Here is a 17100-nt window from a genome sequence, read left to right on the forward strand (position 1 = left end):
CCACCCCTATCCGCCCCGGGTCACGGTCGGATGGGACAGCGACTCAATCTGAGCTTCCATTGAGCCGACGACGGCGTTGAGCCCATCATTGACAAGCTGCGCGACCGCGTCACCGGAGACATGAGGCTGCGACGTCTCTCCAGATATCCTGATCAGCATCCTGGTGGGGGTGCAGAACAGGTACACCTTGGTGCTGTAGGCACTGCTCGCCGCCGGCTCCACCGGTCCCGAGAATCCCTCTGGCCGCTCCAAGTGCCCCTCGGACTTGGTCAGGTCGACGTACATGCTCACATCGGTGTGGACACTCCACTCGGCGCTGGACAGCCCGCACAGGCCGGAGGAGTTAATCCACGCAAGCATGTCGTAGGAACCGACCTTGATCTGTGCCAGGGCTCGCTCCGCCTCGTCGGGTAGCCCCGGGTTGTCGGTTAGACCCTTCAGCTTGATCAGCGGCCACTGGGCCGGGTCCTTCAGCAGCGGGTTTGCGGGTGGCGCTGGCGTGGAGCAGGCGCCAAGGGCCAGTAACGCCAAGAATGTTGTCGCGGCACGCGGCAGACGATCGATCACTGTGGTTCCCCCGTTCGTGCCTAAAAGTTGATCTTCAGTTTAGACACCTCGGCTGGCACGCAAAGACACCATCCGCCTTTGGGTGGATGGAGAACCAGGGCGAAAGGGTCGGCGAGGGAACCGCTCCGCCGCGAATCCGCTTGCAGCGCCGCCCTTTCAGAGATGATCATCTCTTTGACCAGGCAATACAGCCCTCAACGTCCCTTGTCGACTTCCGGCGCTTTACGGCCTCGGACGGAACCAGAACGGAACTGAGGCCCCCTCCGACCGGTTCGGTGAGCAGGTTGCGGGTCGTGTCTCTCCTCGCCCGAGAACCGCTCCCCATGAGGATTGGCGGGTGGCCCAGAGAGCTTCGCCGATCTTGGCAGCGGCAACGACAAGCTGTATGGCGGGCCCGGCAAGGACAGGCTCTCCGGCGGCACCGGCAGGGATGACGGTTCTCACCGCCCAGGGAACCGCCCGGTTACCCGCTCGGTTTCCTGGGCGCGGACCGAGCTCATGTGATTCCCGCCCTGGGTGCTCGGAATCTGCGCGATTTGACTGCAGACGACGTGGACAAGTGGCTGGCGGAAAAGGCCAAGACGCTCAGCACCCGTACCTTGCAGGTCCTTCGATCCTGTCTGGATCGAGCGGTCAAGCGGGCGATGGCGCGCGACAAGGTCAAGCGGAATGTGGTTCAGCTGTGCGCGGTACCAGCGGGGAGACATGGCCGGCCGTCGAAGGCGCTGACCCTCGTCCAGGCCGCTGCCCTGCTCAAGGCTGCGGAGGGCACGGGCATGCGCGCTTTACAGCCGTCACGGAAGCGGTGTACCGGAAGCAGATCCGGCCGGTCCTGCAAGGGGGAGTAATGGCCGTGGACCGCATCTTCGGGGATGACCCTGAGCCGTGGTCACCCAGTTAGTCACGCAGAAGGCCACTCCCGATCTTGGAGAGTGGCCTTCCTGCTGTTCAGAGAGTCGGGGCGACAGGATTTGAACCTGCGACTTCTTGCTCCCAAAGCAAGCGCGCTACCAAGCTGCGCCACGCCCCGTCTCGTCGGTTACGCGAGCGCTCGGATACTCCGGTACGCTTACGCCCTGACGACCGGATGAAGTCTAAACCAGATGAAGACCGGCGTGCGCGGACGTAGCTCAATGGTAGAGCCCCAGTCTTCCAAACTGGCTACGCGGGTTCGATTCCCGTCGTCCGCTCTCACAACGAAAGGCCAGGTCACCCCACCCGGGGAGCCTGGCCTTTGTGGTCTCCGCACGATCTAATAAATCTTCCGTGCCCGTTGCGTGCCCGATGGCTCGTCTTTGTTCCCGTCCAGCGCAACCTTGAAAGCTTCCCCGAATGCCTGAGCGATGGCCCTGTCCCGGTCCTGGGTCGCGTGCTGATAGATCAGCGCCGCCCGTGTGGAGGCGTGTCCCATCCGGGTCATCAGCTCTTGAGGCTTGCTCCGTTGGCTGCTGCGAGGGTGTTGCCCACATGCCGGAGATCATGAAAGCTGTCCGCGTGCTTGACGCCCTGCATGACGGCAAACCCGCTGTGCGTCAACACAACGGGATCAAGGTCGTCTGACGAAGTGAACGAACCCCGTCCAGCCCTGTCTTACCTCGGCTGATGCTTTACATGATCACGGCGAGACTGGCGACACTTCCTCTTCTACCGATGAGCGGATGTCGAGGGCGCAGTGCGACGGGATAGCGGACCAGGCTGACTGCTAGCGTTCCGCCATATGAAGAGCGATGACGAGATCCTGGAGATGGTTCGCCAAGATCAAGGTCTCGCCGAACTGCTGTGGGAGGTCTGCGAGTTTGACCTCTCGCGTGGTGATCATGGCGAACCTGTTCGGCTCTCGTCTGGGCATGCCCTGGAGGCCGTAGCAGGAGACTTCACTGGCGGCACGTTCTTCCTCTGCGGTGAACGCCGCTCGATCCGTCCGGTCTTGTATGCCAGCTCCGAAGGGGAGGCCGGACTTATCGGCCATAGCCTTGCCGAAGCGCTGGAGGTCATGATCGGGCTACCGTCCTGGCGGGACTGCCTTAAGTTTTCCGACGGCGGAGATCTGGTGACTATGCACGCCGCTGCGGAGCACCTGGAGCACGACGAGCTGAGAGACCAACCGGAGCTTGGTGCTCAGCGCGTCCAACTCGCGATAGCACTGTCGTTGGACCTGGCGACTGTCCCGCTGCTGCTGGCGCGCCTGCGTGACGCGGTGGCCGGCACTACACCTGACTTTCTCCTCACCGTCGAAACTGGTGAGGAGTATGGGTCGCTGTTTGGGCCATGGCTGCCCAGCCGCAATCGCGCCTGGAGTTGAGAACCTCTGCCACTGCTAACGGCCAAGACGTCAAGATCAGGTGCGCCCTGACGGCTCGGGCTGAAGCTCTTGGCAGCGGGAGCGGCATACGTCCGCTCATGGCCGATGAGCGGGTGTCGCTGCGCCTCGACAAGGTACGGTCCGTCAGCCGTGGGATCCGCGCCGCCCAGTAACTAGACCAACTCCAAGAGGACGCCGTCTTCGGACTCGTTACCGCCTGGGCCGTGGTCGCGGATGATTTCGACGACATCGTCGAACAGGGTCGGACCCTCGCTGCGCCGCGCGCTGCTGATCCTGGCCTCGATATTCGAACGCTTCGACGGATGGCAGGTGAGGAGAAGCCCCTCCAGCCATAGGGTTGTCGCTTCGTAGCCGAGCGCGGCCTGAGATGAGCCAGAGTTGAGCCACCGCAGCACCCCACCCGTTCTCGGGCGTCCCGAACCCCCCTCGGAGAATGTCGTTGAAGGCATCCAGATTTCCCCGCCAGGTGTAGTTGTAGAGCAGCCGCGAGACGACTCGGCCAGGTTCGCAGAGAGGGCAAATTCGGTCATACGCGACCTTGACCGCCGGAAACATGCGACGGATGATCCTACCGGTCCCCCTGACGATCTCTAATGGCCGTCTATTGGGGCTACCCACGACAAGCAGATGGGGGAATGCTCATGCGCCGACTCGTCTCGACCGCGCTTCGTCTGGCTCTACCGTTCGCCTTACTCGTAGCGGTATTCGGACCCGCTTCGCCCTCCAGCGCCTCGACCATGAACGAGGTGAACCACAACGTGGTGAACCACAACGTAATCGCGGGTGGCCCGCCTCGTATATGAACGAGGTGAACCACAACCAAATCGGCCCGCTAGGCCGGCCCCAGCACTAGGCACCCTGGAGACCCCGGTTCGTACCAGCGAGCCGGGGTCTTTAACTCGCGGGCAAAGACGTCAACACCAACAGAATCTCGGAGGCGGCGTCGGGCTGGTCGAAGATGGTGCGGACCAAGGTTGCGGTGAACGGCTGCGCCGAGCGAGGCACGACCTCGGCCAGCGTCTGGTTCGGCCGGAGACCAAGCGCGCGATCCCGCGATCACCAGCAACTGCCTTTCAGCGGTCGACGTCGCTCGATGGGCGCAGCGCGGTCAGGAGGCTTTCGAGCTGGCCCCATGCCCGTGCGCTGGCAATGTGATCGATGTAATCGCGAGACTCGACGATGAGCCCGTCGCGAATACGGAGAACGAAGACACAGGGCACGGTGAACGCCTCTCCTGTCTCGTCCACGTGCCCCTGGTAAGCGAACTCGGCGACGATCACCTCCGGATCAGCGGTGTCGTGGATGATGATGTTGACCGGCTTACGGTTCAGCGTCCGGGCAAACGGCGGCGGCGCGGTGAAGTGCTCGTGCAGTTCGCTACGGCTCAGCAGCGGCGGCGGGTTGAGCGGGTGAAACGGGTGGGTGACATGGGTCTGTTCGGCATAGAGGTCGGCCAAATTTTCGTACGGCCCTTCACAGACCCCATTCACCAGGCGGAGAAACACGTCACGCGGGCTACTGTGACCATCGCCGCCGTCCGGATCGGCTCGGGAATCCATGGACCTCACCTTATCGATTTCCACCTCGACAACTACCCGCACCGGCGCCTCTTGCCCGTGCCCGTCGCGTGCCCGTCAGCACGGTGACTCACGGCAAGCCACGGAAAGCCATGAGCGAAACGATTAGGCGCGTGACCAGCGTCGCAGCAGGCTAGACGATCGCGTACCGAAACCTTCCAAACTGGCTACGCGGGTTCGATTCCCGTCGTCCGCTCTCAACGTGAAAGGCCAGGTCATCCCGTACAGGAAGCCTGGCCTTCGTGATCTCCGCCCGCTCTTTAAGATCTTCCGTGCCACGCACGTGCCACATTAAGTTTTTTGATCTTGAGCTTGTCAGCCTCCGTGAATGCTTGACCGACTGCCTTGGTGATGGCCTGATCGCGATCCTGGGAGGCGTGCAGGTGGATCAGCGCCGCCCGAGGGGACGAGTGACCCGCCCTAGACGGACGTGCGCTGTTCGGCGACATGGGTTGACGGACCGGTCGAAAGCTAGCATTACGGCGGACAGCTTCCATGATTCCTGAGGGAGACCAGTGAGGCGCCTGAACAGACGACCCCTGGCGTGGGCGACCGTCGTCCTGGCTCTCGCGGTCGCCGGAGGAGTTTTGCTGGTCCCGCGGTTGTCCGGATCGGATTTGGCGGGCACAGCCCAAGAACAGGTCATCTCGGTCGACTCTTCGACGCGTACGGCACTCATGGACGCGGCTGACCACTTTCTGGAGACAGACCCCGCTCGCAGCGAATACGGCTATCTGGTCAATGAAAAGCCGGCCTTGCATCCCCGGATGTTCTGCCACGAGGACCTCATAGAGGTTCGCCGGAAAGATCCTCAGCTTCTGGTCGGACTCATTGCCTGGTGCGAAGAACTGGCCCGCTCGGGACACACGCTCGTCGTCGGTACCGGCTATGGCGGACCGCTGCTCTTGACGATGCAGTCGGTGAACGGACGCTTCATCGTGCAGCACGTCGACGAGCCGACAGACGGTGCCGGGTACGAGTCTTCGACGCGCGCTTTGTTCTCGCCGGAAGGCGCGCCCCGGGCAATAGGGCTTGAGGGCGCCGGGTCGGACCTGGAAAAGGAAATCTATGCGGAGGCGCGCAGAACTTTCGGCCTGCCGCAGGACGCCGAAGTCGTGTCCTGACTCGGGGTCAGTGTCATAGGCCTACTGACCTGCGCATCAGCAGGTCACGCGAGTGCGGCCCGAAGTCTTCCAAACTGGCTACGCGGGTTCGATTCCCGTCGTCCGCTCTCAGCGTGAAAGGCCAGGCCATCCCGTACGGGAAGCCTGGCCTTCGTGATGTTCACCGGAAGTTGCGGATCGTCCGTACTTCGTCATGTTTCTTCGGCGTGCTCCCATGAGCCGCCCGGTCGGGCCGTGCATGGATCGCTCTCAGCCGCGAGAGGGCCTGCTCGGACGGGCTGCCCGGCTCGGTCTGGAAGACGACGAGTCTCTGGCTCGGAGCGCTCTCGACGGTGAACGACTGATAGCGAATGGTCAGGTCGCCGACCCCCGAGTGGTGCACGTATATGGGGTAGCCAGTATCAGTCCATACTTCGCATTTAGCCCATATGCGACGAAAGTCCTCGCTTTCGCGTGAGAGCTCCTCGACCAGTTCGACGAGGGCCGAGCCCGGGTCCTTCCCCGTCTCGGAGCGCAGATGAGCCACCCTGGATCTGGCCTGCTCCTCCCAGTTCACCCACAACTCGCGAATCCTGGGCTCCAGAAAGGTCAGGCGCATGATGTTGTCGGCGTGCGCCAGGCCGTCGTGGAAGGCGCCGATCAACGAGTTCTGGGCCAGCACGTCCAGCAGTTGATTGACCACGAGCGCCGGTTTGTCGCTCCAGCTGTCGAGGAGTCGCAACACGTCCGGATGAACCCGGTCCGTACTCTCGGGACGCCGGCGATCGCATGTCGAGTGTGCGAGAGCGTGAAGGTGGTGGGCGGCCTCGGGATTAAGTTGAAGAGCCCGTGCGAGGGCGTCCAGCACCTGGTCCGACGGACTGAGCTCCCGGCCCTGCTCGAGTCGCGTGTAGTAGTCGCAACTGACACCGGCCAGCATCGCCACCTCCTCGCGGCGGAGGCCGGGCGTCTTACGGCGATCACCCGTGTACGCGAGCCCCACCTGATCGATGGTCGTGAGTTGGCGTCGAGCGCGCAGAAACTGACCCAGACGACTTCTCATGTCGCGCATAGTAGGAAAAGTCAAGTCAAGAGCGCGCAAAACGCAACAACCGGCGGGCGGGGGACGGAAGGTCAGGAGACGGTGTGCGGCGCCAACTCTTCCCGGTACGACGACGGCGCCTGTTCGACGCGGGCCAGGCCCAAGCCGAGCTGGGTGTACATCTCCAGCTGATCGAAGTATTCCCGGTGTGTGGTGATCCTGCCGTTCTCGACGAACGAGGCGCAGGCTCCGCGGATGGTGATGCGGCGACCGGTTCCTTCCAGTTCGCTCCCGTCCGGCAGCAGGAAGGGTCCCGTATGGGTGCCGGTGGCCACCCACTCCGCGACCATGGGAGCGTCGGTGTCGGATACCTCGTTCCACGTCGTCAGGGTGAAGTCCGGGAACCCCTTGAACAGCTGCTCGTACAGCCAGGCGATCTGCTCACGCCCCTCAGCCACGCCCGACGGCGAGACGACGACGGCGTCCGGGCTGAAGTACTCGAGCGCCCGATTCACGTCGTGAGCGTTGATCGCATCGGCCAACTGGTGCTTGACGCCCCAGGGACTAGACATGACCACGACCCTCCGATGGTCGGAACATCGACTTCACTTCTGTTTACCCCGCGAGTCATCAGCCGCTGATCACGACGGTGTCGCGTGCACGCCATGGAACATGCCGAGGCTTCCCGATCGGCCCATGTCGAGGCCAACGAGGTAAAGGGCGACCACGGTGTGAGGATCGCTGTCGCACTCTGCGTGAGCGCCGCCCGGCGCCGGCCCGGACGGCCGCGAAAGGGCGGCCGGGCGTCATCCCAGCTCGATGAGCAGGCGACCGTCAGTCGAGCGGTTCGAGGAACTCCAGACGGTTGCCGTGAGGGTCCGCGCTGTAGAAACGGCGCATTCCCGGAAAGTCGTCGTCGAAGACGACGGCGTACCCGGCATCGCGCAGCCGCCCGGCCCAGCGGTCGATGTCGCGGACCAGGAGACCGGGATGCGCCTTCCGGGCGGGACGGAAGTCGGCTTCGACGCCCAGATGGAGCTCGATGCCGTGGCCGCGGAACCAGCAACCGCCACGCGCGGCGAGCACAGGAGGCTTGGGAATCTCGGCCAGACCGAGGACGCCTCCGTAGAAGGCCCTGAGGGCGGGTTCGCTTCCGGCGGGACAGGCCAACTGAACGTGGTGCAGCACCCGGACACCCCTCTTTATATCTTGATGTAAAGATACTTCATCAAGTAAGAGGAGTCGTCGCGTACGCGCGGGAAAGGGAGGATCAGCCGGTGGCGCGGAAGAGAGCCCAGACGGCCTTGCCGCCGTGGTCGAGCGCGTCCCAGCCCCACGCCTGGCTGTAGGTCTCGACGATGTAGAGCCCGCGGCCGTTCTCCGAGATGAAGTCGGGCTCCTTGGGGCAGGGGACCTCGTCGCTCGGGTCCGACACCGCGAGCAGTACGTGGGGGGAGATGTGCACCAGTATCAGGGTTATCGGGTGCTCGTCCGGCCTGAGCGCCGGATACAGAGAGTAACGAACCGCGTTGGTCACGAGCTCGGAGACGACCAGGGCCGCGTCGTCGCTCAACTCCGCGAAGCCCCACTGCGCGAGTGTCGACCTGGTGACGTCCCGGGCGGTCTTCACGGAGTCGGCCTGGGGCCGGAGTAAGCAGGTTGTGGTCTCGGAGTCCGCTGCGGACTGGATGAATCGACCGAAGCCCACTTCGCGGGTCAACTGTCCGGCGGATTCGGGCTTATCCGGCATGCTGCCCGTACCTCCCGCTGGTCAGTTCCGAGGATGGTGCATGTTTGGCCCAATATGCACCAAGTCATCATGGATCACTGACGAGCCTCGCTGCAAGACCCAAATGCACGTGCAGCTGGCGCGTGCAAGTGCGTGCAGGCGTACTGGCGAGTAAATAGGACACGGAGATCAGACCTTGTCATCATGGCCAGAAGTGGTGACACTGTGTGGGCTGGGGGTGTCGTGCGGGACTTCCCTTTGGACGCAGAGGGCCGAGTCGAGAGGGAGGCGCCGTGATGCAGATCCAGCCTGGATCGGGCCCGACGGCGCTCCGCATCCTCCTGGGATCGCAACTTCGCCGGCTCCGCGAGAACAAGGGCATCACCCGAGACGAGGCGGGTCAGACGATCCGCTGTTCCGAATCCAAGATCAGCCGGATGGAGCTCGGCCGGGTCGGCTTCAAGGGGCGCGACGTGTCCGACCTGCTCAGCCTCTACGGAGTCGAGGACGAGGAGACTCGGACGGTCGTCATGGACCTCGTGGAGAAGGCCAACGAGCCCGGCTGGTGGTACCGGTTCAGCGACCTGCTGCCCTCCTGGTTCCAGGCCTACGTCGGCCTGGAGGAGGCGGCCCAGCGCATCCGCACCTATGAGGTCCAGTTCGTCCCGGGCCTGCTGCAGACCAAGGAGTACGCCCGGGCGGTCATCACGGCGGGTGCCGTGGGCGCCGCGCCCGAGGAGATCTCCCGGCGGGTCGACCTGCGGCTTGAGCGCCAGCGCGTCCTCGACGGGGACAGCAGCCCGAGGTTCTGGGCGGTGATCGACGAGGCGGCCCTGCGCCGGCCGATCGGCGGCGTCGAGGTCATGCGCGGTCAGATCCAGCACCTCATCGACCTGATGAACCAGCCCAACATCACGATCCAGGTCATGCCGTTCAGCTACGGAGGACACGCCGCGGAGGGCGGCGCCTTCAGCATCCTGAGATTCGGCGACCCGGAACTCCCCGACATCGTCTACGTGGAGCAGCTCGCGAGCGCCCTCTATCTCGACAAACGCGATGAGGTGGATCGCTACAGCGAGGTCATGGAGCGGCTGTGCGCGGTCAGCACGACCCCCGTGGAGACGGTGGACCTGCTCGAGCAGATCATGACGGATCTCTGATCAGTCGCTCCAGGGCATCTGTCTGTTCTAGACTGCCCTTGGCGCTGGACAGCCGCCACACTGCAGCATGCCCAAGGCGTGCGCGATGGCGACGGTGCTTCCTGTGCCGCTCACGTGGGCGCGGCGCGCGTTAAGTGCCGCGGTTGCCGTGCACGACGCGCCCGCGATCACCAGATGCTGGATCAAGGAGACCACCCCGTGAAGACCGCTGTCGAGGAGCTCAGCCCTACTCGGGTCAGGCTCACCGTCGAGGTGCCGTTCAAGGAGCTCGAGCCGAGCCTGCAGGCTGCATACAAGAAGGTCGCGCAGCAGGTCCGCGTCCCCGGCTTCCGCCCCGGCAAGGTGCCGGCCCGGATCATCGAGCAGCGCTTCGGCCGCGCGGTGGTTCTCGAGGAGACCCTGAACGACGCCCTGCCCAAGCTGTACGGCCAGGCCGTCGACGAGAGCGACGTCTTTCCCGTGGCGCAGCCCGAGATCGAAGTCACCAAGATCGAGGACGGCGAGCAGGTCGAGTTCACGGCCGAGGTCGACGTCCGCCCGAACTTCGACGTGCCTGACTACGACGGCCTGGAGGTCGTCGTCGACGCCGTCGAGGTGACCGACGAGGACATCGACACGCAGATCGACGCGCTGCGCCAGCGCTTCGCCACGCTGACGGGCGTCGAGCGGCCCGCAGGCAGCGGCGACTACGTCGTGATGGACCTGCGCGCCGAGATCGACGGCCGGAACCTCGACGAGCAGCAGGCCGCCGACGTGTCCTACGAGGTGGGCGCCGGCTCGGTGCTCCAGGGCCTCGACGACGCCCTCGAGGGCATGGCCGCCGACGACGAGAAGACCTTCCGCACCACCCTGGTCGGCGGTGAGAACGCCGGCGAGGAGGCCGACGTGATCATCAACGTCAAGTCGGTCAAGGAGAAGGTCCTGCCCGAGCTCGACGACGAGTTCGCCCAGCTGGCCAGCGAGTTCGACACCCTGGACGAGCTGAAGGCCAGCATCAGCGAGCAGGCGCGCCGCAACAAGCTCATCGAGCAGGTCATGCAGGCCCGCGACAAGGCCCTCGAGAATCTGCTCGGCCAGATCGACATCCCGCTGCCCGACAGCGCGCTCAAGGCGGAGATCGACGCTCGCAAGCACAACCTCGAGCACCAGATCGCCGACAGCGGGCTCAGCCGCGAGGCGTACTTCCGGCTCTACCAGACCACCGAGGACGACCAGTTCGCGGAGTTCGAGGAGACGTCCGCGAGGGCGCTGAAGACCGGGTTCGTCCTCGACAAGATCGTGAAGGCCGAGGACATCAACGTCAACGAGCAGGAGCTCACCGACTTCGTCGTCCGCCGCGCCATGCAGATGGGCGTCGCCCCGAACACGCTGGCCCAGCACCTGGCCGACAACGACCAGCTCACGCTGGCCATGATGGAGATCGTCAGGGACAAGGCCAAGACCGTGGTCGGGGACGCCGCCAAGGTGACCGACGGCGAGGGCAACGAGATCGACCTCAAGGCCATCTACGCCGAGCTCGACGCGGACCAGGCCAAGAACCAGGCCGCGGAGCAGGAGGAGCCGGCGGAGGCCTGATCACCGGCCTCCGCAGGACGTCCGATCCACGAACGGGTCACGACCCCCGGCGCACCTCGGTGCCCCGGGGGTTTTCCCTTGCCGGGTCAAAATCCGCGCAAATTCCTCGGGGTACGGCAGGCCGCGGCTTTGCCGTACGAACCTCGGGACGGTCGTCCCCGATGCCCCGGTTCCGCCCGATCCCGGGGCTGTCCCGGGCGGGGCGGCCGGGCGGTGATCCACGCGGTGAGCATGCGCCGTCAGCGAACAGCCGGACGAGGAGGCATGACCTGTCTGCGGCGCGCGTTAAGGTCACAAGCAAAGCCAATCGATTACGACGCATCGGAAGGTGACGCTGTGACCAGCCCGCCGACCTTCTTCCCGCACGCCACCTCCGGCTTCGAGGCGCGTGGCCGTGAGGACGGCTCGTTCCGCCTTGAGGACCAGCTCTACCAGCGGCTGCTGCGAGAGCGCATCGTGGTCCTCGGTACCCAGGTTTCCGACGAGGTGGCCAACCGCCTCTGTGCCGAGTTGCTCCTTCTGGCCGCCGATGACCCCAACCGGGACATCTGGCTCTACATCAACTCCCCGGGCGGCTCGGTGACGTCCGGCATGGCGATTTACGACATGATGGAGTACGTACCGAACGACGTGTGCACGGTCGCTATGGGCCTGGCCGCGTCGATGGGGCAGTTCCTGCTCTGCGCCGGTGCTCCGGGCAAGCGCTACGCGCTGCCGAACGCTCGGATCATGATGCACCAGCCGTCGGGCGGCATCGGGGGTACCGCGGCTGACATCGCGATCCAGGCCGAGCAGATGCTCTACGTGAAGAAGACCCTTGCGGAGCGGATCGCGTTCCACACGGGCCAGCCGCTCGACCAGATCGAGCGCGACTCTGACCGCGACCGCTGGTTCACGGCCGAAGAGGCCAAGGACTACGGCTTCATCGATCACGTCGTGCGCAGCGCCCGGCAGGTGCCCTCTGAGGGCGCCGTCTCATGAGTGGAGCTTCCCAAGTGAGTGAGCTGATCAGGCCGGGAGACATCAACGGCCGCTACGTTCTCCCTTCGTTCGTCGAGCGCACCTCGTACGGCGTGAAGGAGATGAACCCGTACAACAAGCTGTTCGAGGACCGCATCATCTTCCTCGGCGTGCAGATCGACGACGCCTCCGCGAACGACGTCATGGCCCAGCTCCTGACGCTGGAGTCGCTCGACCCCGATCGCGACATCAACATCTACATCAACTCGCCCGGCGGGTCGTTCACCGCCATGACGGCGATCTACGACACGATGCAGTTCGTCCGTCCGGAGATCCAGACGGTCTGCCTGGGCCAGGCGGCGTCCGCCGCCGCGGTCCTGCTGGCCGGCGGAACCCCGGGCAAGCGGTTCGCGCTGCCGAACGCTCGCGTCCTGATCCACCAGCCCTCCACCGAGGGCGGCGGCCAGGGAAGCGACATCGAGATCCAGGCTCGTGAGATCCTGCGTATGCGATCCCTGCTCGAGGAGATCGTGGCCAAGCACTCGGGCAAGGCGCCCGAGGAGGTGCGCAAGGACATCGAGCGCGACAAGATTCTCAGCGCCGCTGAGGCGAAGGCGTACGGGCTGGTGGACGACATCATCCCGTCGCGGAAGAAGCGCGCGGCGGCGATCGCTTCCTGAGAAGGTTGACGCACCGGATGGTGCCCAATTCGGCACCTTCCGGTGCGACTCACCGCTAGGGGGCTCACTGAGGGCTCAGAAGACGGTAACGTCGAAACCTGAGCGGGCAGACGTTTTCGCGCCGGAGCACGAGTCGAGGCGCGGACGGTAGCGACCGCGGCGGCAGGGCGGTCCCACGCAAAGGAGTATCTGGGGTGGCACGCATCGGCGACGGGGGAGACCTGCTGAAGTGCTCGTTCTGTGGCAAGAGCCAGAAGCAGGTCAAGAAGCTCATCGCCGGACCAGGCGTCTACATCTGCGATGAGTGCATCGATCTCTGCAACGAGATCATCGAAGAGGAGCTCTCCGAGTCCTCCGAGCTCAAGTGGGACAACCTCCCCAAGCCCCGGGAGATCTACGAGTTCCTCGACGCCTACGTCATCGGTCAGGACCAGGCGAAGAAGGCGCTCTCGGTGGCGGTGTACAACCACTACAAGCGCGTACAGTCCGGTGAGCGCGGCCGCGACGACGGTCTGGAGTTGGCCAAGTCCAACATCCTCCTGCTCGGCCCCACCGGCTCCGGCAAGACCCTCCTGGCACAGACGCTGGCGAAGATGCTGAACGTTCCGTTCGCGATCGCCGACGCCACGGCCCTCACCGAGGCGGGATACGTCGGCGAGGACGTCGAGAACATCCTGCTCAAGCTGATCCAGGCCGCCGACTACGACGTCAAGAAGGCCGAGACCGGGATCATCTACATCGACGAGGTCGACAAGATCGCCCGCAAGAGCGAGAACCCGTCGATCACCCGGGATGTCTCCGGCGAGGGTGTGCAGCAGGCACTGTTGAAGATCCTCGAGGGGACGACGGCGAGTGTGCCCCCGCAGGGCGGCCGCAAGCACCCGCACCAGGAGTTCATCCAGATCGACACCACCAACGTGCTGTTCATCTGTGGTGGCGCGTTCGCGGGCCTCGAGAAGATCATCGAGTCGAGGATCGGCAAGAAGGGGATCGGCTTCAACGCCATCATCCACTCCAAGGAAGAGCTCGACACCTCGGACATCTTCTCCGACGTCATGCCTGAGGACCTGCTGAAGTTCGGCATGATCCCGGAGTTCGTCGGCCGGCTCCCCGTGATCACGTCGGTGCACAACCTCGACCGGGAAGCGCTGATCCAGATCCTGACCGAGCCGCGGAACGCCCTCGTGAAGCAGTACCGGCGGCTGTTCGAGCTGGACAACGTCGAGCTGGAGTTCTCCGACGACGCCTTGGAGGCGATCGCCGACCAGGCCATCCTCCGGGGCACCGGCGCCCGAGGCCTGCGTGCCATCTTGGAGGAGGTCCTCCTCTCGGTGATGTACGAGGTACCGTCGCGGCAGGACGTGGCCCGAGTAGTGATCACCCGGGAGGCCGTGCTCGAGCACGTCAACCCGACTCTGGTGCCGCGGGACCAACTCCAGGTCAAGCAGCAGCGCACCCCGCGTGAGAAGTCGGCCTGACACCCAGGCGACCTCTGGCGCTTCACCCGATCGGTCGGCACGTGAGGCGTGCCGACGTCCCTAGAATTGGCCATCATGACGACGCCTGAGCTGCCTACCCAGTACGCGCCCGCCGATGTCGAGACCCGCAATTACGAGCGCTGGGTATCGGAGGGCTACTTCACCCCTGACCCGGGCAGCGGGCGTGAGCCGTTCAGCATCGTGCTGCCTCCGCCGAACGTGACGGGATCCCTGCACGTCGGACACGCGCTCGACCACTCCATCCAGGACGCGCTGACCCGCCGGGCCCGTATGCGGGGCCAGGAGACGCTGTGGCTCCCCGGCATGGACCACGCGGGCATCGCGACGCAGAACGTCGTGGAGCGGGAGATCGCCAAGGAAGGCCTGTCCCGCCACGACTTCGGGCGTGAGGCCTTCGTCGAGCGCGTCTGGCAGTGGAAAGAGGAGTCGGGCGGCCGCATTCTCGGCCAGATGAAGAAGCTCGGCGACGGCGTGGACTGGTCGCGTGAGCGCTTCACGATGGACGAGGGGCTTTCCCGGGCCGTCCAGACGATCTTCAAGCGTCTCTTCGACGACGGTCTCATCTACCGGGCCGAGCGGATCATCAACTGGTGCCCCCGATGCCTGACCGCGCTGTCCGACATCGAGGTCGAACACAGCGAGGACGACGGCGAGCTCGTCTCGATCCGGTACGGCGAGGGCGACGTGGAGATCGTCGTGGCCACCACCCGGGCGGAGACCATGCTCGGCGACACGGCCGTGGCGGTCCACCCCTCTGACGAGCGGTACGCCCACCTGATCGGCAAGCTCGTGGAGGTCCCGCTCACCGGCCGGCGGATCCCGATCGTGGCAGACGAGCACGTCGACCCCTCCTTCGGTACCGGCGCGGTGAAGGTGACGCCCGCCCACGACCCGAACGACTTCGAGATCGGGCGCCGGCACTCGCTGGAGTCGCTCGTGATCATGGACGAGCGCGGTGTGATCACGGCGCACGGCCCGTTCCTGGGGCTCGACCGGTTCGAGGCACGCCCCGCCGTCGTGGCGGCGCTGCGGCAGCAGGGCCGGATCGTCGCCGAGAAGCGCCCCTACACGCACTCCGTCGGACACTGTTCCCGGTGCAAGACCGTGGTCGAACCCCGGCTGTCGCTGCAGTGGTTCGTCAACGTCTCACCGCTCGCCAAGGCGGCCGGTGACGCGGTGCGTGACGGCCGTACGCGCATCCACCCGCCGGAGCTGGCCAAGCGCTACTTCGACTGGGTCGACGACATGCACGACTGGTGTATCTCGCGGCAGCTGTGGTGGGGCCACCGGATCCCGGTCTGGTACGGCCCGGACGGCGAGATCGTGTGCGTCGGCCCCGACGAGGAGCCGCCCGCCGGCTGGGAGCAGGACCCGGACGTCCTGGACACCTGGTTCTCCTCAGGCCTGTGGCCCTTCTCGACACTCGGCTGGCCGGAGGCGACGCCGGACCTGGCGCGGTTCTACCCGACGAGCGTTCTGGTCACGGGGTACGACATCCTCTTCTTCTGGGTCGCCCGGATGATGATGTTCGGCCTGTACGCCATGGACGGGGAACCGCCGTTCCGCACGGTGGCGCTGCACGGCATGGTGCGCGACCAGTTCGGCAAGAAGATGTCGAAGTCGTTCGGCAACGTCGTCGACCCGCTGGACTGGATCGAGCGCTACGGTGCGGACGCCACGCGGTTCACCCTGCTCCGGGGTGCCAACCCCGGCTCGGATGTGGCCATCAGCGAGGACTGGGCGGCCGGGTCGCGCAACTTCTGCAACAAGATCTGGAACGCCACCCGCTTCGCGCTGATGAACGGCGCCGTCTCGGACGGCGTGCCGTCGAACCTGACGGCCGCCGACCGGTGGATCCTCTCCCGGCTCCAGGCGGTCGTCGCGTCCGTCGACGCGGCGTACGAGGACTTCGAGTTCGCGAAGATCTCCGACTCGCTCTACCACTTCGCCTGGGACGAGGTCTGCGACTGGTACGTCGAGCTGGCCAAGGTCCAGATCGCCCAGGGCGGTGAGGTCGCCGAGAACACCAAGCGGGTTCTCGGGCACGTCTTCGACTCTGTGCTGCGCCTGCTGCATCCGCTGGTGCCGTTCCTGACCGAGGAGCTGTGGCGGGCCCTGACGGGAGGAGACTCCCTTGCGGTGGCCCCATGGCCGGCCATCGCGCAGGAATTGGTCGATCCGGACGCGGAGCGGGAGCTGGCCTCTCTCCAGGAGCTGGTGACAGAGGTCCGGCGGTTCCGTTCCGATCAGGGCCTGAAGCCGGGTCAGCGGGTCGCCGCACGGCTGTCCCTGACCGGTACGGCTCTCGCGGCCCACGAGGGCGGGATCAGGACGCTGTTGAGGCTGGATGCCGCCTCGGACACCTTCGCTCCGACTGCTCGCCTCACTGTGGGCGCCGTGGCCGTGGAGATCGACACCGCAGGGACCATCGACGTCGCGGCCGAGCGGAAGAGGCTGGAGAAGGACCTGGCCGCGGCCCGCAAGGAGCACGCGCAGGTCACCGGGAAGCTCAACAACGAGCAGTTCATGGCCAAGGCGCCCGACGACGTGGTCGCCAAGGTCAGGGGCCGGGCCACACAGGCGGAGGAGGACATCTCGCGTCTGGAGGCTCACCTGGCGGCGTTGCCGGCCTAGGGATCCCCGCCCGAACGCCTGAGGTTTGGGCGACACAGGGCGGGGAAGGATCCGCAAGTTGCGGAAGTTGTCATCAGCACCCCTTCGGGGGTGCTAATGTTCATGTACGCGGAAAACACGGCGCGCCTCACCTCTTCTCAGAGAACCGCGCGCTACGTTTCTCGCTAACCCCACTCATTCAACCCGGTTTCGGGATGCTGTCGAGCGTTCGCTGGCAATTCGGATATCGGGTAGGCTGAGCGGGTTGCCTC

General features: G+C 65.2%; 16 protein-coding genes and 2 tRNA genes. 10 read left to right on the top strand and 8 right to left on the bottom strand.

The annotated features are described in order from the left end of the window. Positions 1-6: 6 nt before the first annotated feature. Complete coding sequence (locus Pph01_RS26925) at positions 7-567, bottom strand: hypothetical protein (protein WP_204075957.1); 561 nt, start codon at positions 565-567, stop codon at positions 7-9. Positions 568-897: 330 nt separating this feature from the next. Between Pph01_RS26925 and Pph01_RS43735 the strand changes: the two genes are divergently transcribed. After that, positions 898-1071 carry a hypothetical protein gene (locus tag Pph01_RS43735; protein WP_204075958.1) on the top strand — a complete coding sequence of 58 codons (174 nt, stop codon included), beginning with the start codon at positions 898-900 and terminating at the stop codon, positions 1069-1071. 452 nt (positions 1072-1523) lie between these two features. On the opposite strand, the gene Pph01_RS26935 is transcribed toward Pph01_RS43735, so the two are convergent. Then, positions 1524-1597, bottom strand: a tRNA-Pro gene (locus Pph01_RS26935). A gap of 89 nt (positions 1598-1686) precedes the next feature. Here Pph01_RS26935 and Pph01_RS26940 point away from each other — a divergent pair. Continuing rightward, positions 1687-1757, top strand: a tRNA-Gly gene (locus Pph01_RS26940). Positions 1758-2284: 527 nt separating this feature from the next. Beyond that, a complete protein-coding gene (locus Pph01_RS26945; RefSeq protein WP_204075959.1) occupies positions 2285-2869 on the top strand; it encodes a hypothetical protein in 585 nt (194 codons plus the stop codon). A 173-nt stretch (positions 2870-3042) separates the two neighbouring features. Here the strand turns inward: Pph01_RS26945 and Pph01_RS26950 are convergent, their stop codons facing one another. Both Pph01_RS26950 and Pph01_RS26955 read right to left on the bottom strand, forming a co-directional pair. Further along, entirely contained in the window at positions 3043-3285 is a 243-nt protein-coding gene (locus tag Pph01_RS26950; protein WP_204075960.1) for a hypothetical protein, read from the bottom strand. A 678-nt stretch (positions 3286-3963) separates the two neighbouring features. Then, positions 3964-4449: a nuclear transport factor 2 family protein gene (locus Pph01_RS26955; RefSeq protein WP_203942909.1), complete on the bottom strand. Its 486-nt coding sequence runs from the start codon at positions 4447-4449 to the stop codon at positions 3964-3966. Between the two features lie 533 nt (positions 4450-4982). Between Pph01_RS26955 and Pph01_RS26960 the strand changes: the two genes are divergently transcribed. Next, positions 4983-5591, top strand: coding sequence for a hypothetical protein (locus tag Pph01_RS26960; RefSeq protein ID WP_204075961.1), 609 nt, complete (start codon positions 4983-4985; stop codon positions 5589-5591). 160 nt (positions 5592-5751) lie between these two features. Here Pph01_RS26960 and Pph01_RS26965 read toward each other — a convergent pair whose 3' ends face one another. From Pph01_RS26965 to Pph01_RS26980, 4 genes are all read right to left on the bottom strand, one after another. Further along, positions 5752-6633 (bottom strand): helix-turn-helix domain-containing protein, encoded by an 882-nt coding sequence (locus tag Pph01_RS26965; RefSeq protein ID WP_204075962.1) that lies wholly within the window; start codon positions 6631-6633, stop codon positions 5752-5754. Between the two features lie 71 nt (positions 6634-6704). Then, positions 6705-7184, bottom strand: a complete 480-nt coding sequence (locus Pph01_RS26970; RefSeq protein ID WP_239117042.1) for an ester cyclase — start codon at positions 7182-7184, stop codon at positions 6705-6707. A gap of 262 nt (positions 7185-7446) precedes the next feature. Continuing rightward, on the bottom strand, positions 7447-7800 hold the full coding sequence (locus tag Pph01_RS26975) for a VOC family protein (protein ID WP_204075964.1): 354 nt from the start codon (positions 7798-7800) through the stop codon (positions 7447-7449). A gap of 82 nt (positions 7801-7882) precedes the next feature. Beyond that, a complete protein-coding gene (locus Pph01_RS26980; protein ID WP_425570088.1) occupies positions 7883-8302 on the bottom strand; it encodes an ATP-binding protein in 420 nt (139 codons plus the stop codon). A gap of 332 nt (positions 8303-8634) precedes the next feature. Here Pph01_RS26980 and Pph01_RS26985 point away from each other — a divergent pair, with 332 nt between their 5' ends. The 6 genes from Pph01_RS26985 (at position 8635) to Pph01_RS27010 (ending at position 16849) form a co-directional block, all read left to right on the top strand. Further along, complete coding sequence (locus Pph01_RS26985; RefSeq protein ID WP_308441923.1) at positions 8635-9501, top strand: Sco1979 family transcriptional regulator; 867 nt, start codon at positions 8635-8637, stop codon at positions 9499-9501. Positions 9502-9699: 198 nt separating this feature from the next. Continuing rightward, positions 9700-11076, top strand: a complete 1377-nt coding sequence (tig, locus tag Pph01_RS26990; RefSeq protein ID WP_204075967.1) for a trigger factor — start codon at positions 9700-9702, stop codon at positions 11074-11076. A 336-nt stretch (positions 11077-11412) separates the two neighbouring features. Next, positions 11413-12057, top strand: a complete 645-nt coding sequence (locus tag Pph01_RS26995; protein WP_275412872.1) for a ClpP family protease — start codon at positions 11413-11415, stop codon at positions 12055-12057. Then, positions 12054-12716, top strand: a complete 663-nt coding sequence (locus Pph01_RS27000; RefSeq protein ID WP_204075968.1) for an ATP-dependent Clp protease proteolytic subunit — start codon at positions 12054-12056, stop codon at positions 12714-12716. Before Pph01_RS26995 ends, Pph01_RS27000 begins: the two co-directional genes overlap by 4 nt. Positions 12717-12910: 194 nt before the next feature. After that, positions 12911-14194, top strand: coding sequence for an ATP-dependent Clp protease ATP-binding subunit ClpX (gene clpX / locus Pph01_RS27005; protein WP_204075969.1), 1284 nt, complete (start codon positions 12911-12913; stop codon positions 14192-14194). A 75-nt stretch (positions 14195-14269) separates the two neighbouring features. After that, entirely contained in the window at positions 14270-16849 is a 2580-nt protein-coding gene (locus Pph01_RS27010) for a valine--tRNA ligase (protein WP_204075970.1), read from the top strand. Positions 16850-17100: the final 251 nt, after the last annotated feature.

It is taken from the genome of Planotetraspora phitsanulokensis, assembly GCF_016863295.1.
GTDB lineage: Bacteria > Actinomycetota > Actinomycetes > Streptosporangiales > Streptosporangiaceae > Planotetraspora > Planotetraspora phitsanulokensis.